Source organism: Flavihumibacter stibioxidans (assembly GCF_014332695.1).
Taxonomy (GTDB): Bacteria; Bacteroidota; Bacteroidia; order Chitinophagales; family Chitinophagaceae; genus Flavihumibacter; species Flavihumibacter stibioxidans.
In genome coordinates this window covers 86,326-103,885 of record NZ_MBUA01000029.1, presented here as the reverse complement: position 1 = coordinate 103,885, position 17,560 = coordinate 86,326, and the positions used below count along the sequence as shown (strand labels likewise).

Genomic DNA, 17,560 nt, shown 5'->3' with positions numbered 1-17,560 from the left:
CACACACCTTCCGGCAAATAGTGACTGATGGCTCCGATCTTTAAAAAAACCTTGCTGTCAGGATTAATTTGGCTTTTACGGGTCTTGCAAAATCCGCTGAAAGCAGCGCCCAGACTGATATTGCGAAAATTTGTTAAATAAATAGTAAATAGTGGTTAATCCATGGTTAAATTAGAGAAGTGGAATTAACAAATCTGGAAAAATGAATTTCCTCGCTCATGCATATCTCTCTTTCCGCCAGCCTGAGCTATTGGTTGGCAACCTGATCAGCGATTTTGTGAAGGGGAAATCAAAGTACGGATACCCGGAAGCTATCCTGCGTGGCATTGATCTTCACAGGGCCATTGACCAGTTTACAGATACCCATCCGGTGAATGCGTATGCAAAAAAAGTATTTAAGCCGGCCGTTGGACTGTATGCCTCCGCTTTTGTGGATGTAGTGTATGACCATTTCCTGGCCACAGACCAGCTGGCGTTCCCGGCAGATTCCCTGGCCGTTTTCAGTCAGTGGGTCTATCAGACAGCCGGGGAACACAGTGAGCATTTTCCTGAGAAATTCGCCGGTACGTATCCTTATATGAAGGAACAGGACTGGCTTACCAATTACCAGCACCGATGGGGTATTGAGAAAAGTATGGGCGGACTGGTCCGCAGGGCGAAATACCTGGAAGATGCTTCCGAAGCTTTTGCTGCATTCGAAGCACAGTATGAACTCCTGGAAAAATGCTATCACCGCTTTTTCCCGGAACTATTGTTATTTGTCAATAATTACTACCGGAAGCAACTGACTAGCCCGGGAACAACTGACTAGCCCGGGAACACCTTAAAACGTTCGTGTGCTGCCCTTTCCAGCATTTCCCGGTCGTCAGGATGGGCAATATCGATCAGGGACTTGGCCCTCTGCCTGAGGTTCTGCCCGTACAAATAAGCCACACCATATTCCGTTACCACATAATGCATGTGTCCGCGGGTGGTAACCACACCGGCCCCCGGCTTTAGGTAGGGTACAATCCGGGATACCCCTTTCGCCGTGCGCGATGGAAGCGCGATGAATGGTTTACCGCCTTCGCTTAATGCGGCACCCCGCATGAAGTCCATCTGCCCGCCAATACCCGAATACTGGTAAGTTCCGATTGAGTCGGCACATACCTGTCCGGTAATATCAATCTCAACGGCGCTGTTAATGGCGATCATTTTCGGGTTGCGGCGGATCACAGCCGTATCGTTTACATAATCAATGTCGAGGAAAGCAAAAGCAGGGTTATCGTTTACATAATCATAAAGACGCCTGGTTCCCAGGGCAAACCCGATTACAGACTTGTTCGGGTGAATTCTTTTGTATTTATTGTTGATGATGTCTTTTTCCACCAGGTCAATTATGCCGTCACTGCACATTTCGGTATGGATTCCAAGATCCTTGTGATTGCCAAGGCTCTTCAGCACTGCATCAGGGATTGCCCCTATTCCCATCTGCAGGGTGCTGCGGTCATCGATCAGTTCAGCGATGTACTGCCCGATCCTCATTTCATCGGCACCAACCTTCTCACCAAAAACTGCTTCATGCAATGGGTCCTCGCAATATACCATTGAGTCAAACCTGTTTACGTGTATCATCCCGTCCCCATGGGTGCGGGGAACATTGGGGTTCACCTGCGCAATTACGTGTTTGGCTGTATTTACAGCGGAACGTGCAATGTCAACCGATACACCCATGGAACAATAGCCGTGCTGGTCGGGCACCGAAACATGTACTATGGCCACGTCGATCGGCAGGATATTCTGTTTGAACAATTCAGGAATTTCACTCAGGAAAACCGGCACATAATCAGCCCTGCCTTCGCGCACCGCATCCCGGATACTGGCAGATACAAAAAGGGAATTAATATGAAAATGGCCGGCGTATTCAGGCTTGTCAACCACCATATCGCCATAAACACTGATGTTCACCAATTCAACATCGCGTAGCCTGTCCTTTTGCTTGGCCAGCTCATGCATCATATGAGACGGCGTTTGTGCGCTGCCGTGAACAAATACCCTGTTGCCCGACTGAATAATGGATAAGGCCTCTTCGGCGCTGACGTACTGAATTGGTGGACGCATTTGATAAATTTTAGCAAAAATAAAAGATGAGCTAATGTATATTGTTGAGTTATATCATCCTAATTAATGAGCATCGTTATCCCGCCTGCTTTATTTTTGACCTTTATTAAGCACGTGAAACCATGAAAAAATTAGTTCTTATTGCATTCTTTGGTATTTGCAGCCTGGTAGGATCGGCACAGGTGCGTTTTCCCCAGGTAGACAAATCTCCCATGGATATGAGTTATTACCCTGCCAACTATCCGATCCTTAAAATCCAGGACAAGGTAAAAGAACCCCTGATGGCCAGGGTTGTTTACAGCCGCCCCCTCAAAAACGGGAGACGTGTGTTTGGAGAATTGGTTGAATACGGCAGTATTTGGCGACTGGGTGCCAACGAAGCCACCGAAATAGAATTATTCCGCGATGCCAAAATTGGTAATAGCCGGGTGAAAAAAGGCCGGTACTCTTTATTTGCCATCCCCAGCCAGGATAAATGGACCATTATCCTGAATAAGGACACTGATGTATGGGGTGCCTTTTTGTACGATGCTAAAAAAGATGTTGCCCGAACGGATGTGGCCGTTTCCCGAAATACCGAACCGCTGGAAGCATTCAGCATGTTTTTTGAAAGTAATAACGGGAACATTTACCTGATGATCGGGTGGGACCAGGAAACGGTGCGGCTGCCGATCAGCTTTTTCTGATATTTACATCATGTGTGGTATAGCCGGGATTATTATGAACAGGGCCGGGGCAGACCCGGCTCTTCAGGATTATGATATACGAGTCATGACCGGCAGCCTCTCGCACCGCGGACCCGATGGCGAAGGCTTTTGGAACGACCCTGCCGGACAGGTCTGGTTTGGCCACCGCCGCCTGGCGATTATTGACACCACCGCCGCCGCAGCACAGCCAATGCACTATATGGACCGGTTTACCATTATATATAATGGTGAATTATATAATTTTAAAGAGCTCCGCCAGGAATTGGCGGAGCTTGGTTTTTTATTCCTGACAAATTCTGATACTGAGGTCATCCTGGCAGCGTTCTCCCATTTTAAGGAAGAATGCCTTTCAAAGTTTGATGGGATGTTTGCCTTTGCCATCTGGGATAACCTGGATAAGCGGCTCTTTCTGGCACGGGACCGTTTCGGCGAAAAACCCCTGTTTTTTTATGAGAACCCTGATGGCAGGTTTCTTTTTGCCTCTGAAATGAAAGCACTCTGGGCAACGGGGGCCCCCAGGCAAATGGAAGAGGGCCAGATGCTATTATACCTGGCTACGGGTACCACGGGATTTCCGTTGGAGGCCTCCCGGACCATTTATAAGGGGATATTTCAACTTCCTCCGGCAAGTTATGCCTGGTTGATGCCCTCCCGCGAGGGATTTCCCGGCCTGGCTGCCACCCGATATTGGGATATCGATACCCGGCAAACTATTGAACCGGGAGAGGATGAGGCGGCTAGACAACTGAAAGAATTATTGGAGCAATCCGTGAAAACCCGCCTGCGGGCTGATGTTGCCTCGGGAACCTCGCTGAGCGGAGGGGTCGACAGCGGCACCATTGCCGCCATTGCCAGCCGCTATAAAGGCACCGGCTGGAACAGTTTTTCCGCATTTTTCCCGGGTTTTGAAAAAGACGAAACAACAGCCGTGCAGGAATTGGCCGGCCGGCTTGGTATCAAAAACCATGGGGTGTTTACCAGTGCCGATGATCTGAATGATTGTTTTGACCGACTTATTTACCACCAGGAACAACCCATTGTGTCCGCCAGTGTGCTGGTACAGTTCAAAGTGTTTGAGCGTGCCAGGCAGGAAGGTGTTGCTGTATTGCTCGATGGCCAGGGCGCCGATGAGGTCTTTGGGGGATACCATCACTATATTCACTGGTTCCTTCAGGAACAATGGCGGGCCGGACAATGGCGTAACCAAAGCAGGGAGCTCCATCTGTTCCGGCAACATGGATATGAGCAGGATTGGGGCTTGCGAAATTACCTGGCAGCACTTTACCCTCAGCTGGCTCAATCTCAACTGTTGAACCGGCAAATCAGACAGCTCGCTGCCCAACCCTTTGTGGATCGCGGCTTCGCTGAGGCCCATCTCCCCGCCGATGATCTATTTAAACCTCTGGTTACCTCCCTGAACGATATATTATATTTTGACCTTACCATGGGAAAGTTGCCGGAACTCCTGCGATATGCCGACCGGAACAGCATGGCCCATGGCTGTGAAGTCCGCCTCCCCTTCCTGCAGCATGATCTTGTCCGGTTTGTTTTCTCCCTGCCGTCTACCTATAAAATGCGCGATGGCTTTACCAAGTGGATCCTCAGAAAAACCATGGGCACCGAATTACCCGGTGGTAATTGCTGGCAAACGAAAAAAATCGCCTACGAACCACCACAGGCCGAGTGGATCCGGAATCCCAAAATTGGTGAAAGGATCATGGAATCCAGAAAAGTCCTGGTTCAAAAGGGAATACTGAATAAGAATGTCCTGTCCCAGCCTTTGCAGGCCGGCGGGGCCAATGACCAAAAGAACGCGGATTGGCGGTTTTGGGTGCTGGCATCTTTGACATGAGATATTGCACTTTGAAAATTTAGCGCAACTTTGTTCACCTAACCATTAGAAAACCCACTTTATGAAGCTTGCTACAAAGTTCATCCATGCCGGAATGGAGCCCGACCCTTCCACCGGAGCCATAATGACCCCTATTTACCAAACCTCCACTTACGTGCAGGAAGCCCCCGGCGTAAACAAGGGCTACGAATACGCCCGGTCACAGAACCCTACCCGTTTTGCACTCGAGCAAGCCCTTGCCCAGATTGAAAATGGACGGTATGGCCTGGCTTTCAGCAGTGGCGTAGCCGCTACGGATGCGGTGTTGAAATTGCTGGTCCCCGGCGATGAAGTGATTGCCGGTAATGATATGTATGGCGGCACCTACCGTCTTTTCACCAAAGTGTTTGAAAAATTCGGCATCCGTTTCCTGTTCATTGACCTGGCTGACCTGGATGCGGTGCAGGCGGCTGTTTCCGCCAAAACCAAACTGATCTGGCTGGAAACGCCCACCAATCCCCTGATGAATATCGGTGATATCGCGGCCATTTCGGCCATTGCTAAAACTGCCAATGCCCTGCTTTGTGTCGATAATACATTCGCCTCTCCTTATCTGCAGAACCCGCTCGACCTGGGTGCCGATATCGTGATGCATTCCTCCACCAAGTACCTGGGCGGCCACAGCGATGTGATCCAGGGTGCACTCATCATGAACAATACGGGCCTGCGGGACCAGTTATATTTTATCCAGAAAAGCTGTGGTGCGGTACCCGGACCAATGGATTGTTTCCTGGTGCTGCGAGGTATCAAAACCCTGCACCTTCGTATGCAGCGTCATTGCGAAAACGGCGCGAAAATCGCCCACTGGCTTCGCAACCACCCCAAAGTGGGAAAGGTTTTCTGGTGCGGTTTCGAAGACCACCCGGGATACGCAGTGGCCAGGAAACAAATGCGGAACTTCGGCGGCATGATGAGCTTTGAACTTAAAGACGATTCCTTGGAGGCTGCCAAAAAAGTACTGTCATCCACCCATTTGTTCTCCCTTGCTGAAAGCCTGGGAGGTGTGGAGTCCCTGATCAACCACCCTGCATCCATGACCCATGCTTCAATCCCCCGTGAGGAAAGGATCAAAAACGGCCTGTCTGATTCCCTGATCCGTTTGAGTGTGGGTGTGGAAGACGCGGATGATCTCATAGAGGACCTGGCAATGGCAATCGGGTGAAAAAAGACCTTGTTGAATTCCTGAACCGGAAAGTCGCCGAATATGACCAGCCGGCGTTTATTCCTGAGGATCCGGTTTGTATTCCACACCAGTTCAGCAAACCGGCCGATATCGAGATCGCCGGTTTGTTTGCTGCCGTGTTTGCCTGGGGAAACCGGACCACCATCATCAACAAGAGCCGTGAGCTGATGGCCCTGATGGGTAATGCCCCACATGATTTCGTATTGAACCACAGTGAATCAGACCTGCGGGCATTACTGGGTTTTAAACACCGGACCTTCAATGCCACCGACCTGTTGTATTTTATCGATTTCCTGCAGCGGCATTACCGCCGGTTTGATTCCCTGGAACCTGCCTTTACGCGGGGACTGGGTGAGCGCGATCGGGATACCACCGGGGTGTTGAACGGTTTTTACAGCTATTTTTTTGAGGGGGAGGAGGTACCGGAACGCACCCGCAAACATATTGCCGCACCATTTAAAAATTCCACCTGCAAACGGCTGAGCATGTACCTGCGCTGGATGGTGCGCCAGGATCCCAATGGGGTGGATTTTGGACTCTGGAAAGGAATCCGTCCTGCACAATTGGTGATTCCCATTGATCTGCATGTGGCCAGGGTTGCCCGCCGCTTCGGCATGTTGGAGCGGGAGGCCATCGACTGGCAGGCTGCTCTCGAACTCACCCGCACCTTACGCCGGCTGGATCCTGCCGATCCCGTTAAATATGATTTTGCCCTCTTCGCCCTCGGGGTGGTGGAGAAATACTAATTTCAGTTTTCACCCGTCGGGTGCCACCCGTCGGGTGAAAACAGGGAAAATCACCTTTATGAGCACAGACGCTGAAGACAAAGCCTTGCTGGATGCGGTTCGCAGCGAAGTGACCGATCTCACCCGTCGGGTGGCACCCGACGGGTGGGGCGAGTTGCGCGAAGACCTGGCGGACTGGGTGAACGGGCTGATCGTTCATGATTTCCAGGAACTGGTGCGCATTTTATACCGCATTGATGTCAACGAAAACAAGCTGAAATTCCTGTTGAAGGAAAAGGTCGGAGAAGATGCCGCACAGATCATTGCCGACCTGATCATTGAGCGGCAGTTGCAGAAAATTAAAACCCGGCAGCTGTTTAAGCAACCGCCGCCGGAGGATGAGGAGGAAAAATGGTAGGTCAGGCCTTTACTTTGGCCTTGAATTTCTCTATAGCCTGACGGGAAAACTCACTCAGAATCAACCGGCCACTGATGGCGGCTCTTTCGGTCAGTAACTGGTCCCAATGTTCGGTTCCCTGCCAGAAAACTTTTTTCATTTCCATCATTGCATCAGGGGAGGAAGCTGCCAGGGTATTGGTTAGGCGTTCAATTGATTCATCCATTCCTTCCAGGTTCTGATGGAGCTCGGCATAGAGCCCCTTTCTTCTGGCCCAGTCGGCATTGCGCCACATGGTTGCATCAATGGCCAGCTGGGAAAAGGCAGAAACACCGATCTTCCGTTCAACTGCCGGACCCACTACGAAGGGACCGATACCTACAGCCAGTTCGCTCAGTTTTATTTCGGCGCCTTCCACAGCAATGGCATAATCCACCGCAGCAGCTATACCCACTCCTCCGCCCACACATTTGCCATGGATCCGGCCGATGACCATTACCGGAACCTTACGGATCGCATTGACCACCTGGGCAAAGCCATTGAAAAAGGCCAGCCCTTCTTCAGCGGTACGGATATTACTCAGTTCATCAAAAGAAGCGCCGGAGCAAAACACCTTATCCCCGCCTGAGCGGAGCAGGATTACTTTTACTTCCGGGTTATGACCGGCAGAGTGGATTTCCATGGCCAGTTCGTGCAGCAATTTTCCAGGCATCGAATTGCTCTGCGGATGATAAAACTCAATGGTGGCAATGCCTTTTCTGGTCTCGGTCTGGACGTAACCGCCCTTTACTTCATACATCATATGATAAAAATATTGATGGGATATTAAAGTTAAACATCCTTTGAATCTGATGGGTCAACTGATTTTTTCCTGACCATGGTAAGGATGGTGGCAACGGCGACCTGATCTCCGGTTTCATCGCTCACTTCCACCAGCCATTTAACGATGCCCCTGGGCAAATCAGTATCCAACTTTTGTTCCTGCTCAATTTTTTCTTTACAGGTGAACTTCACACGAATGGTATTACCCGCGTAAACCGGTTTCATAAAACGCAGTTCATCCAGCCCGTAATTCAGTAGTACCGGGCCTTTGGCACTGCCATCCACAAATAATCCGGCTGCCGCACTAAGAATAAAATATCCGTGTGCCACCGGTTTTTCGAAAAGGGTACCCTCCAGGGATGTATGGTCCGTATGTGCATAGAAATGATCCCAGCTCAGGTTGGCGAAATTCGAGATATCGCTTTCCGTAATGGTGCGCCGCCCCGTCAGCAATTGATCTCCCACCACTATTTCTTCAAAATATTTCCGGAAGGGATGCACGACATCTTCTTTACCGGTTGCACCCGGCTGGTAGACGTTGGAGATTGCAGTGATCATGTCGGGAGAACCCTGTACAGCCAGTCTTTGCATGTAATGCTTCACGCCGCGGAGTCCGCCCATTTCTTCCCCGCCACCTGCACGTCCCGGCCCGCCATGGACCAGCAACGGCAGCGGTGAACCATGACCGGTAGACTCCTTTGCGCATTGTTGGTTCAGTACCAGGATGCGGCCATGCCAGGGTCCTGCACCCAGTACATAATTACGTGCAATGGCTGGATTGGAGGTTACCACAGAGCTCACCAGGCTGCCTTTGCCGAGGCGCGAAAGTTCAATGGCTTCTTCAGCGGACTTATAGGGCATGATGGTACTAACCGGTCCGAAGGCTTCCACTTCGTGGGGGGCAAGGTTTTCAAATGGCCGCTCGTTTACCAGCAGCAATGGGCTGATGAATGAGCCTTTAACGGGATCGGCATCCAGCAGCTGCACGCTGTTGAGCGATCCGTACACCAGTTGTGAACCGGCCAGCAGTTTATCCACCTGTTCCAGCACTTCCTGTTTCTGGGTGGCTCCGGCCAGCGCCCCCATCCTCACTTTTTCATTGAGCGGGTTGCCGATGATGGTTTGCTCCAGGCTGGTGGCTACCGCTTTCCACACCGCTTCCAGTTTACTATCGGGGACGAATATGCGTCGGATGGCAGTACATTTTTGTCCTGCCTTTGCGGTCATCTCTTTCCTGATCTCTTTAATGAACACTTCCCAGTCGGCACTGCCGGGCTCCACATCCTCTCCCAGGACAATACAGTTGAGTGAATCTGCTTCCATGTTAAAAGGAACGCTTTCGCGAAGGATAGCGGGATGTGATTTCAGCTTGAGTCCGGTATAGGCGGAGCCGGTGAAGGTCACCACATCCTGTGATTGTACATGGTCGAGCAGATCACCTGCGCTGCCGCAGATGAGTTGCAGGGCGCCCTCCGGCAAGATACCGGATGCAATGATCTTCTTCACCACGGCTTCGGTGAGATAGGAGGTTACGGTGGCGGGTTTCACGATAGCGGGCATACCGGCCAGCCAGTTCACTGCTACTTTCTCCAGCATGCCCCACACCGGAAAATTAAAGGCATTTATATGGATGGCCACTCCTTCTTTGGGTACGAGCAGATGGGTGGCCATGAAGCTGTGCTGCTTGCTGAGATTATGTGATTCGCCATCCACGCAATAGGTTTCATTCGGAAAACGGCGGCGCAGGGAGGCGTAGGAGAAAAGATTTCCGATACCTCCTTCCAGATCTATCCAGCTATCGGCTTTTGTGGCGCCGGTTTGGTAGCTGATCCGGTAAAATTCGGGCAGGTGTTGCTGCAGGTGGGTAGCCAGGGCCCGGAGCATACGACCTCTTTCATGGAAGGTCATTTTACGCAGGGCGGGATTACCGACTTTCCGGGCATAATCTGCCATGGCGCTGAAATCAAGCCCTTTGGAAGAAGCGGCGGCAATGGGATCGCCTGTAACGGCATTAAAAAGTGTTTGGCCCTCTCCGTCACCTGTGATCCAACTACCAGTTACATAGTTTTCCAGTTTATTCATAGCAAGCGTTTATTGCTGCAAATTAGCAGAAATTGACCTTCTTCTATGGTGCCTGATTGATAAAACCAGTGCATATTTGCAGAAGTAAAAACATCCATTTTATGAAACGTTTATTCATTCTTGCGTCCGGACTTGCTCTGATGGCTGCCTGTAACAGTTCTACTGATCATTCTGAGCATCGCAAGGATGGCTTCTCGGAAACCCCAAAAACCCCGGAAGACAGCCTGTTTCAACTGGTGATGGATGGTCACGATGTGGGTATGGCCAAAATGGGCAAAATCAGGGAAGCCCAGAAGAAAGCACAACAGGCCCTGGACAGCCTGAACAAGTTGTCGGGCTCGGAGTCAAAAGCCCGGTTCCAGCAAGCGTTAATGGATATACAGGAAGACCTCAATTATGCTGAGTACAGCATGAATACCTGGATGGAAGAATTTAATCCGGATTCTGCGAAAGATAATATTGAGTCGCGTCTGGCTTATCTCAAAGCCGAGCAGGATAAAGTGGATAAGGTAAAAAACGCTATTCTTGAAAGCCTGCGCGTTGCGGATTCTGTATTGAAGAAATAAGCTGGCAAAAAACAAATGTTGTCTGACGAAAGTTGTCTGACGTTTAAGATCTCCGAATCCGTTGACCTCAAACGTCAGACAACATCTGTGGTGAAAGTTGTCTGACGTTTGAGGCCTCCGAATCCATTGACCCTAAACGTCAGACAACTCCTCTGACGAATATTGTCTGATGTGTAGGATTACTGAATTCAGCAGACGCAAACGTCAGACAACATACTTCTGTTACACTATTTTGCCTGGTAAACTATTAGTGTTCGCAAAGACAACAGAATGATGGAATGCAGATCTCACCGCAGCCAGTGTTTTTGCCGGACTTATAAAAAGCTTTAGCGAAGCGGTTAACGGAAAACCACTTGTTTACAATCAGTTTGTAGTAAGTGGGCTTGTTCCCATTGGTTCCCACATCAAATTTCAGGATGTTGGGTGTTTCAAAACCGCAGGTGTTTTTAATGCTGGGGTCCGGTTTGTAAGAAGGTGTAAAGCTTGTCCAGTTTTCACCGTCAAAACTATAAGCAGCACCTACAATGTGGTCCATTGTGGCATTACGCTCAGCACTTCTTACGCAGGCTTCGAGTTGGATGCCCCAATGGCTCAGGTCCTGTGCGGTACCATTCTTGCCGTTGCCCGGATTTTTGTTGGTCACTTTCCAGATCCAGGCATAGTTGCCATCACCAACGCCTTTGATTTCCAGTTCAACCAGGTAAGGGCTGGTACAGGAAGGGTGGGGAGGGATAATCCCGTTAATCACTTCTTCCGGAATGGTCAGGAATTGTTTGTTTGGGTCAACACTGGTGGTGGTAAGGTTGGTGTTGTCTTGTTTTTGACAGGCACCGAAAATAACTACAAAAGCAGCAAAGATGCTGATCCGCATTAGAATTGATCTCATTGTACAGATTTTTAAAAAATTAAATAAATGGGATACTGTATTCAGTGCGGCTCTTCGAAGAAAGGGTGGATTCTGACGTAAAACTAGAAAGAATCCTGAGTTATAAAAGAGTTAGGCAGATTTTTTCGACAAACGGAATTGTTTCAGGTGGTGAATGGCGTGTTTGTGCAGCAATTGTACCTGACCGGTATAGTCCAGCGGGCCAAAAAAAGGATTGATAATTTCTTTGGAAGGGTCTTCTTTAAAAACTTCTGTAAAAGTATTTAATGCGCGCTGCAATTCGCTGACAGCGGTGTTCATATCCGGTAAACGGGTTGCAGGCGGCGTCTCACTCACCAGGGGGTTCTTGATATTCTCCTGAAATGGCGCATCGCTAAACAGGAAATCGCGCATTTTCGGTAGGCTTTCTGCAGGTGTTAATAATGGCGCAGGAATCTTACCTGCTGCTAGCAGGATGGCATCGATAAAATGCTCAACCATTTGCTGGCCATTCATAGAACCCCATTCGCCCTTTGCATTAGCAGGCAGGTTTTGGAGTAAGGAAGGAAATTCCTCCAGCAAAAAGTTGAGTTTGATATTATTCATATGAATAATTGTGGTGAAAGTTGTCTGACGTTTGAGGCCTCCGGATCCATTGACCCTAAACGTCAGACAACTTCCACAACGGATGTTGTCTGACGTTTAGGATTACTGAATTCAGCGGACGCAAACGTCAGACAACACTGCCCAAATATCGACTCCTTATTTCCTTTTTTCAATCTCCGAACAAAGCGAATCAAAGATGTTATCCACGGTGCCTTCACCTTTTATGGAAACGACCTTGTCGAATAACCTGTAATGGTCGGCAACTGCAGAGGTCTTTTTGTGGTATTCTGCAATCCTCGCCTTGATGATTTCTTCATTCACATCATCACTGCGACCGCTGGTCAAACCCCGGTTCAGCAGCCTTTTCACCAACTCCTCCTCGGTTACTTCCAGTGCCAGGACAACATTGATGGACTCATCGCGTTGGGCAAGCAGGGCATCGAGTGCCTCACTCTGGGCCTTGGTACGCGGAAAACCATCGAACAGGAACCCGTTTGCATCCGGATTGGCATCCAGCGAAGAGCGGATCATTCCAATCACGACTTCATCAGGAACCAGTTCGCCCCTGTCCATCAGTGACTTTGCTTCCAGTCCAAGTTTGGTCTGGTTGGCAATCTCACTTCTTAACAAATCCCCCGTTGACAGGTGTTTTAGACCATAACGGGCTATCAGTCTTTCAGATTGGGTGCCCTTGCCACTTCCGGGAGGGCCGAATAGAATTAAATTGAACATGTTTGCTTAAAATCCTAATGAGGTTCAAATTTAAGGCTTGTGGCTTAAAAATACTCGATAATTTGGGCAGGATGTTTGAATATTATTCAATAAACAGTCTGCTGAGGGCTGTTAATATTACCAGTTCTGCCATCCGGCTAAACCAGTCTGGCGTAGGTTTGTTATAATATTATGCGAACCATGAAAGTCCAATTAGTATTAATCAGCTGCCTGGTATTTTTCCAGCAATGCAGTTTTTCACAACCCGGTCCAAAGAAGGAACAGCAGGGGGTGCCAAAAACATCATCCAACACCACCAATACAACAAATAATATGGATAGCTCCAAACAAAACCCTGTCTACTCGCGCAGTTCCAGTGAAAAGGTAAACCTGAGCGAAGAGGAATGGAAGAAGATACTGCCACAGGAAGTATATTATATTGCCAGGCAAAAAGGGACCGAAAGGCCCTGGACCAGCAGGTTCGAAGATTTTAAGGAGATCGGAACCTATTATTGTGCTGCCTGTGGCAATCCCCTTTTCAAAAGCGACACCAAATTCGACAGCGGTTGCGGCTGGCCCAGCTTTTATGAACCAATTTCAAAAGGCAGCATTATTTATTCGCCGGACAATACCCATGGTATGAAGAGAACCGAAGTGATGTGCGGCCGGTGCAAATCCCACCTGGGCCACGTATTCGAAGATGGTCCACCGCCGACAGGCCTGCGCTATTGTATCAACGGGGTGGTCCTGGACTTCGACAAAAAGAAGGAAAAGTAGCCTGGTTGCCGGAAAGAGTCCATTCACCGACAGAAATGTTTCATTGGGCGAACAAATTCTTTGCAGGCAAAAAGAGTTTGCATCTTTGATTCAGCAACGAAGGAACAAAGAATTTGACCCCTAAACCTCTTTTAATATTATTTGTCTCGGTTGTTAATTTGGACATTACTAGATCTGGAAAATCTAAACTACAAAAAAAGCCCCCGTTCAACCGGGGGCTTTTTATATGGTTAAACGTCTGACGTTTATTTCACTTCATCCAATTCAACCTTCACGGTTACTTCCACATCCTTACCCACAACCAGACCACCGGTTTCAGTAGCGCGGTCCCATTTCAGGTTGTAATCAAAACGGTTGATCGTTGTGGTTGCCTTGAAACCTGCCTTGCGACCCCTTGATCCGGCCAGGATGCCGCCATAGGTAACGTCAAAGCTCACCGGCTTTGTAATGTCGCGGATGGTCAGGTTACCATTCAGCTTGTATTTGTTTCCCCCAACAGATTGCATGGAAGTGCTTTCAAACTTCATGGTCGGGAATTTTTCCGCATTGAAGAAGTCGTCACTTTTCAGGTGACCATCGCGCCGCTCGTTATCAGTATTGATAGAGTTTACGTCTACGGTAAAAGAAATTTTGGCATCACTGAAATCAGGTTTGGAGTGCTCCACTGTTCCATCCCACATTTTAAAAGTACCCTCTGCCTCGGAAACAACCATGTGAGTAACGGAGAACCGCACACTGGAATGCGACTTGTCCAGTTTCCATTTGGTTTGTGCAGAGGCAGTCATTCCCACAAATAATGCGGTTGTAGCAAGCAGTAGTTTCCATCTTTTCATACTCATGGTTTTTTTATTGTTTGAACACTAAGATAAGCCATTCATCAAAATTGCCATCGGTTATAATATGATTATCATTTAATTTTCAGGATACAAAATTCCTTACATGACACTCATGAGAAAAACACTGCTGGCGGGATTGCTGCTGGCGGGATCTTCCATTGTTGCCCAGGCGCAACAGGTTAAGCTCGACCAGTTCAAGAACTGGAAACCGCGAAATATCGGCCCGGCCGGTATGAGCGGCCGTATCACCACCATTGATGCGGTGGTTGACAATCCCGATATCATTTACATCGGCGCCGCTTCCGGCGGGGTCTGGAAAACCGAAAATGGCGGACACGAATGGAAGTCGGTCTTCGATGACCAGCCCATCCTGAATATTGGGTCCATTGCCATCCAGCAAAGTAATCCCAATATCGTTTGGGCGGGAACCGGTGAGGGCAACCCCCGCAACTCCATCAATATCGGGGAGGGCATCTATAAAACCATTGATGCCGGCAAGACCTGGCAGAAGATGGGGCTCGAAAAGACCCGCAATATTCACCGGGTGATCATAGATCCGGTGAACCCTAACACCGTTTATGCGGGGGCTATCGGCAATCCTTATGCGTTTCACCCCGACCGCGGCGTGTTCAAAACCACCGATGGCGGACAGAGTTGGAGCAAGATCCTTTACACCAACGACAGTTCCGGAGTGGGTGATATGATTATGGACCCATCGAACCCGAACAAACTCTTTGCCGCCATGTGGCAGCATTACCGCACTCCCTGGAGCTTCCAGAGCGGGGGAAAGGGCAGCGGCCTTTATATGACCATCGATGGTGGTAAGGCCTGGAAAAAGCTGGGTAAGGAAAATGGCCTGCCTGAAGGTGATTACGGCCGGATAGGCCTGACGATTTCGCGCAGCAACCCCAATGTGGTTTATGCCCTGGTGGAAGCAACCAAAAATGGTCTCTACAAAAGCGTGGATGGCGGCTACAACTGGACCCTTGTAAACAGCAACCCGACCTGGGTTACCAACCGCCCCTTCTATTTTCAGGAAATTGCGGTGGATCCCCTGAACGAAAACCGCGTTTGGCTCATTTACCAGATGATTGCTGTCAGCGAGGACGGTGGAAAGGACTTTAAAGTGGTAATCCCTTACAATGGCATCCACCCCGATCACCATGCGTTCTGGATCCATCCCCGCAACAACAAATTTATTATTGACGGAAATGATGGGGGCATTGGAATCACCCGCGACCTGGGCAAGACCTGGGTCTTTGATGAGAAATTGCCGGTAGGGCAGTTCTACCATATCAACGCAGATAATGAGATGCCCTATAATGTAATGGGCGGCATGCAGGACAATGGCTCCTGGCGCGGTCCGGCCTATACCTGGATGAATGGCGGCATCAAGAATTATTATTGGGAAAGTCTTTGGGGTGGTGATGGTTTTGACGTAATGCCTGACCCCGATGATGCCAACTGGGTATATGCCATGAGCCAGCAGGGGAATGTGGGCCGTTACAATGTAAAAACCGGCGAGCGCTGGTTTGTAAAGCCTGCTAACCCTAACCTGCAAACGCAGTTGCGTTTCAACTGGAATGCAGCCATAGCACAGGATCCTTTCGATAATAACACAATCTATTTTGGCAGCCAGTACCTGCATAAGAGCACCAATAAGGGTATCAGTTGGGAAGCCATTTCAGGCGACCTGAGCACCAATGATTCCGTAAAAATTGACCAGAATAAAAACGGAGGACTCAGTCTGGATATCACCGGCGCCGAGAACTACTGTACCATCCTGACCATTGCGCCTTCTGCCAAAGAAAAGGGAGTGATCTGGGTGGGAACCGACGATGGCAACGTGCAGCTCACCCGGGATGGCGGTAAAACCTGGACAAATTTCCGGGGTAAGATCCCGGGTATGCCAGCAGGCGCATGGGTTCCGCAGATCCAGGCATCCAGGTACAACGCAGCCGAGGCCATGGTGGTAGTGAACGATTACCGTCGCGGAGATTTCAGGCCTTATATCTTCCGTACCACCGATTACGGTAAAACCTGGAGCCGTATGGCCGATGAGAAGAAACTGGTTGGTTATGCGCTTTGTGTATTGCAGGACCCCGTTCAGCCAAACCTGGTGTTTGCAGGAACAGAACAGGGCCTTTGGGTGAGCCTGGACAATGGTGCCAGCTTCCAGCAATGGAAAAATGGTTATCCTTCTGTATCCACCTATGACCTGACAATCCAGGAGCGCGAAGCTGACCTGGCTATCGCCACTTTCGGCCGTTCACTCTGGATCCTGGATGATATCAGGCCATTGCGTGCATTGGCTGCAAATAAGGGGATGGCACCTAAAAAGGCGCTGACTGTATTTGAAGCGCCGAAAGCCTACCAGGCGCAGTATCGCAACGCTCCCGGTTATGAATGGAGTACCTGGGGTATCTGGGATGCGGACAACAGGCAGCGTGGTGCAGCAATTACCTACCAGGTCGACCCGCTCCAACTCGATACAGCGGCCCGTAAAAAAGCAGACTCTGTTACAGTTAGAATCTACGATGTCAATAATGTGCTGATCCGCAACCTTAAGTGGAAGGCCGATTCGGGCTATAACCGCAATTACTGGGGGATGGAAGAAAAAGGCTTCAGGCGTCCCGGCTCTCCCAAACTTCGTCCGAATGCACCCGAACCAGGGGGAGAGAGGGTATTGCCCGGCACTTACAAAGTGGTACTTACACTGGCGGGAGTAAGCGACAGCACAATGGTGAGTGTGAACGATGATCCAAGGCTGGGTAACAGGAACGACGTTTTACTGGCGCAAAAGCAGCTGCGTGACCGTTTGCGCACCAGCAGCGATAAACTGGTGGAAGGTATGGACCGTCTTACAGAGGCTGAGGAGCTTACCAAGAAGATGGATGCCCAGTTAAAGGACCTTACAGGCAAGGATGCTGACACCCTTCGCAAGATGGGCAAGCTGGTACAGGACGATATCAAGAAATTGCGGGAATTCATCAATGGTAAAACCATCGAACGCCAGGGATATGGCAGGCCCCAACAGCCACCAACACCAATGACTACCCTGCAGCAGGCTAATATGTATATCAGTGCAAAGCCGGTAAAACCAGGGACGCAGGAAGAGAAACTGGTAGCGGACGCTGAATTCAAAATCGGCGAAGCAGTAACAAAAATCAACCAGTTCTTCGACAGCCGCTGGAAGGACTACCGCAAACTGGTGGAAACAAATCCGCTGAAACTTTTTAAGGAGTACAATCCGATAAAATAGTGTTTGATAATTGAGGTTTGATAGTTGAAG

Annotated in this window: 16 protein-coding genes; 9 read left to right on the top strand and 7 right to left on the bottom strand. The window is 49.6% G+C overall.

The genetic code is table 11. The annotated features are described in order from the left end of the window. Positions 1-202: 202 nt before the first annotated feature. Positions 203-811: an acyl carrier protein phosphodiesterase gene (locus tag BC349_RS17345; protein WP_187258053.1), complete on the top strand. Its 609-nt coding sequence runs from the start codon at positions 203-205 to the stop codon at positions 809-811. Here BC349_RS17345 and BC349_RS17340 read toward each other — a convergent pair. Beyond that, on the bottom strand, positions 808-2,100 hold the full coding sequence (locus BC349_RS17340) for an acetyl-CoA hydrolase/transferase family protein (protein ID WP_187258052.1): 1,293 nt from the start codon (positions 2,098-2,100) through the stop codon (positions 808-810). The two genes, BC349_RS17345 and BC349_RS17340, sit on opposite strands and share 4 nt — an antisense overlap. Before the next feature lie 122 nt (positions 2,101-2,222). On the opposite strand from BC349_RS17340, the gene BC349_RS17335 reads away from it, so the two are divergent. The 5 genes from BC349_RS17335 to BC349_RS17315 all read left to right on the top strand — a co-directional run bounded on the left by BC349_RS17335 (position 2,223) and on the right by BC349_RS17315 (position 7,024). Further along, the gene (locus BC349_RS17335) at positions 2,223-2,786 is read left to right on the top strand and encodes a DUF2911 domain-containing protein (RefSeq protein ID WP_187258051.1); all 564 of its coding nucleotides are present in this window, start codon (positions 2,223-2,225) and stop codon (positions 2,784-2,786) included. A gap of 10 nt (positions 2,787-2,796) precedes the next feature. Continuing rightward, positions 2,797-4,659: an asparagine synthase (glutamine-hydrolyzing) gene (gene asnB, locus BC349_RS17330; RefSeq protein WP_187258050.1), complete on the top strand. Its 1,863-nt coding sequence runs from the start codon at positions 2,797-2,799 to the stop codon at positions 4,657-4,659. Positions 4,660-4,720: 61 nt separating this feature from the next. After that, positions 4,721-5,860 (top strand): cystathionine gamma-synthase, encoded by a 1,140-nt coding sequence (locus BC349_RS17325; RefSeq protein ID WP_187258049.1) that lies wholly within the window; start codon positions 4,721-4,723, stop codon positions 5,858-5,860. Continuing rightward, the gene (locus BC349_RS17320; protein WP_187258048.1) at positions 5,857-6,627 is read left to right on the top strand and encodes a TIGR02757 family protein; all 771 of its coding nucleotides are present in this window, start codon (positions 5,857-5,859) and stop codon (positions 6,625-6,627) included. Before BC349_RS17325 ends, BC349_RS17320 begins: the two co-directional genes overlap by 4 nt. 58 nt (positions 6,628-6,685) lie before the next feature. Then, a complete protein-coding gene (locus BC349_RS17315) occupies positions 6,686-7,024 on the top strand; it encodes a hypothetical protein (RefSeq protein ID WP_187258047.1) in 339 nt (112 codons plus the stop codon). A 1-nt stretch (position 7,025) separates the two neighbouring features. Here the strand turns inward: BC349_RS17315 and BC349_RS17310 are convergent, their stop codons facing one another. After that, on the bottom strand, positions 7,026-7,805 hold the full coding sequence (locus tag BC349_RS17310; protein ID WP_187258046.1) for an enoyl-CoA hydratase/isomerase family protein: 780 nt from the start codon (positions 7,803-7,805) through the stop codon (positions 7,026-7,028). A gap of 29 nt (positions 7,806-7,834) precedes the next feature. Continuing rightward, positions 7,835-9,907: a phenylacetic acid degradation bifunctional protein PaaZ gene (gene paaZ, locus BC349_RS17305; RefSeq protein ID WP_187258045.1), complete on the bottom strand. Its 2,073-nt coding sequence runs from the start codon at positions 9,905-9,907 to the stop codon at positions 7,835-7,837. Positions 9,908-10,008: 101 nt separating this feature from the next. Between paaZ and BC349_RS17300 the strand changes: the two genes are divergently transcribed. Beyond that, a complete protein-coding gene (locus BC349_RS17300) occupies positions 10,009-10,473 on the top strand; it encodes a hypothetical protein (RefSeq protein WP_187258044.1) in 465 nt (154 codons plus the stop codon). Between the two features lie 247 nt (positions 10,474-10,720). Here the strand turns inward: BC349_RS17300 and BC349_RS17295 are convergent, their stop codons facing one another. From BC349_RS17295 to BC349_RS17285, 3 genes are all read right to left on the bottom strand, one after another. Beyond that, positions 10,721-11,359, bottom strand: coding sequence for a hypothetical protein (locus tag BC349_RS17295; protein WP_187258043.1), 639 nt, complete (start codon positions 11,357-11,359; stop codon positions 10,721-10,723). A 111-nt stretch (positions 11,360-11,470) separates the two neighbouring features. After that, entirely contained in the window at positions 11,471-11,944 is a 474-nt protein-coding gene (locus BC349_RS17290; protein ID WP_187258042.1) for a hypothetical protein, read from the bottom strand. A 156-nt stretch (positions 11,945-12,100) separates the two neighbouring features. Continuing rightward, positions 12,101-12,676 (bottom strand): adenylate kinase, encoded by a 576-nt coding sequence (locus BC349_RS17285; protein WP_187258041.1) that lies wholly within the window; start codon positions 12,674-12,676, stop codon positions 12,101-12,103. A gap of 180 nt (positions 12,677-12,856) precedes the next feature. On the opposite strand from BC349_RS17285, the gene msrB reads away from it, so the two are divergent. Continuing rightward, a complete protein-coding gene (gene msrB, locus BC349_RS17280) occupies positions 12,857-13,432 on the top strand; it encodes a peptide-methionine (R)-S-oxide reductase MsrB (protein ID WP_246457031.1) in 576 nt (191 codons plus the stop codon). Between the two features lie 245 nt (positions 13,433-13,677). On the opposite strand, the gene BC349_RS17275 is transcribed toward msrB, so the two are convergent. After that, positions 13,678-14,265 carry a YceI family protein gene (locus tag BC349_RS17275; protein WP_187258039.1) on the bottom strand — a complete coding sequence of 196 codons (588 nt, stop codon included), beginning with the start codon at positions 14,263-14,265 and terminating at the stop codon, positions 13,678-13,680. Between the two features lie 106 nt (positions 14,266-14,371). On the opposite strand from BC349_RS17275, the gene BC349_RS17270 reads away from it, so the two are divergent. Next, positions 14,372-17,530 (top strand): WD40/YVTN/BNR-like repeat-containing protein, encoded by a 3,159-nt coding sequence (locus BC349_RS17270; RefSeq protein ID WP_222840218.1) that lies wholly within the window; start codon positions 14,372-14,374, stop codon positions 17,528-17,530. Positions 17,531-17,560: the final 30 nt, after the last annotated feature.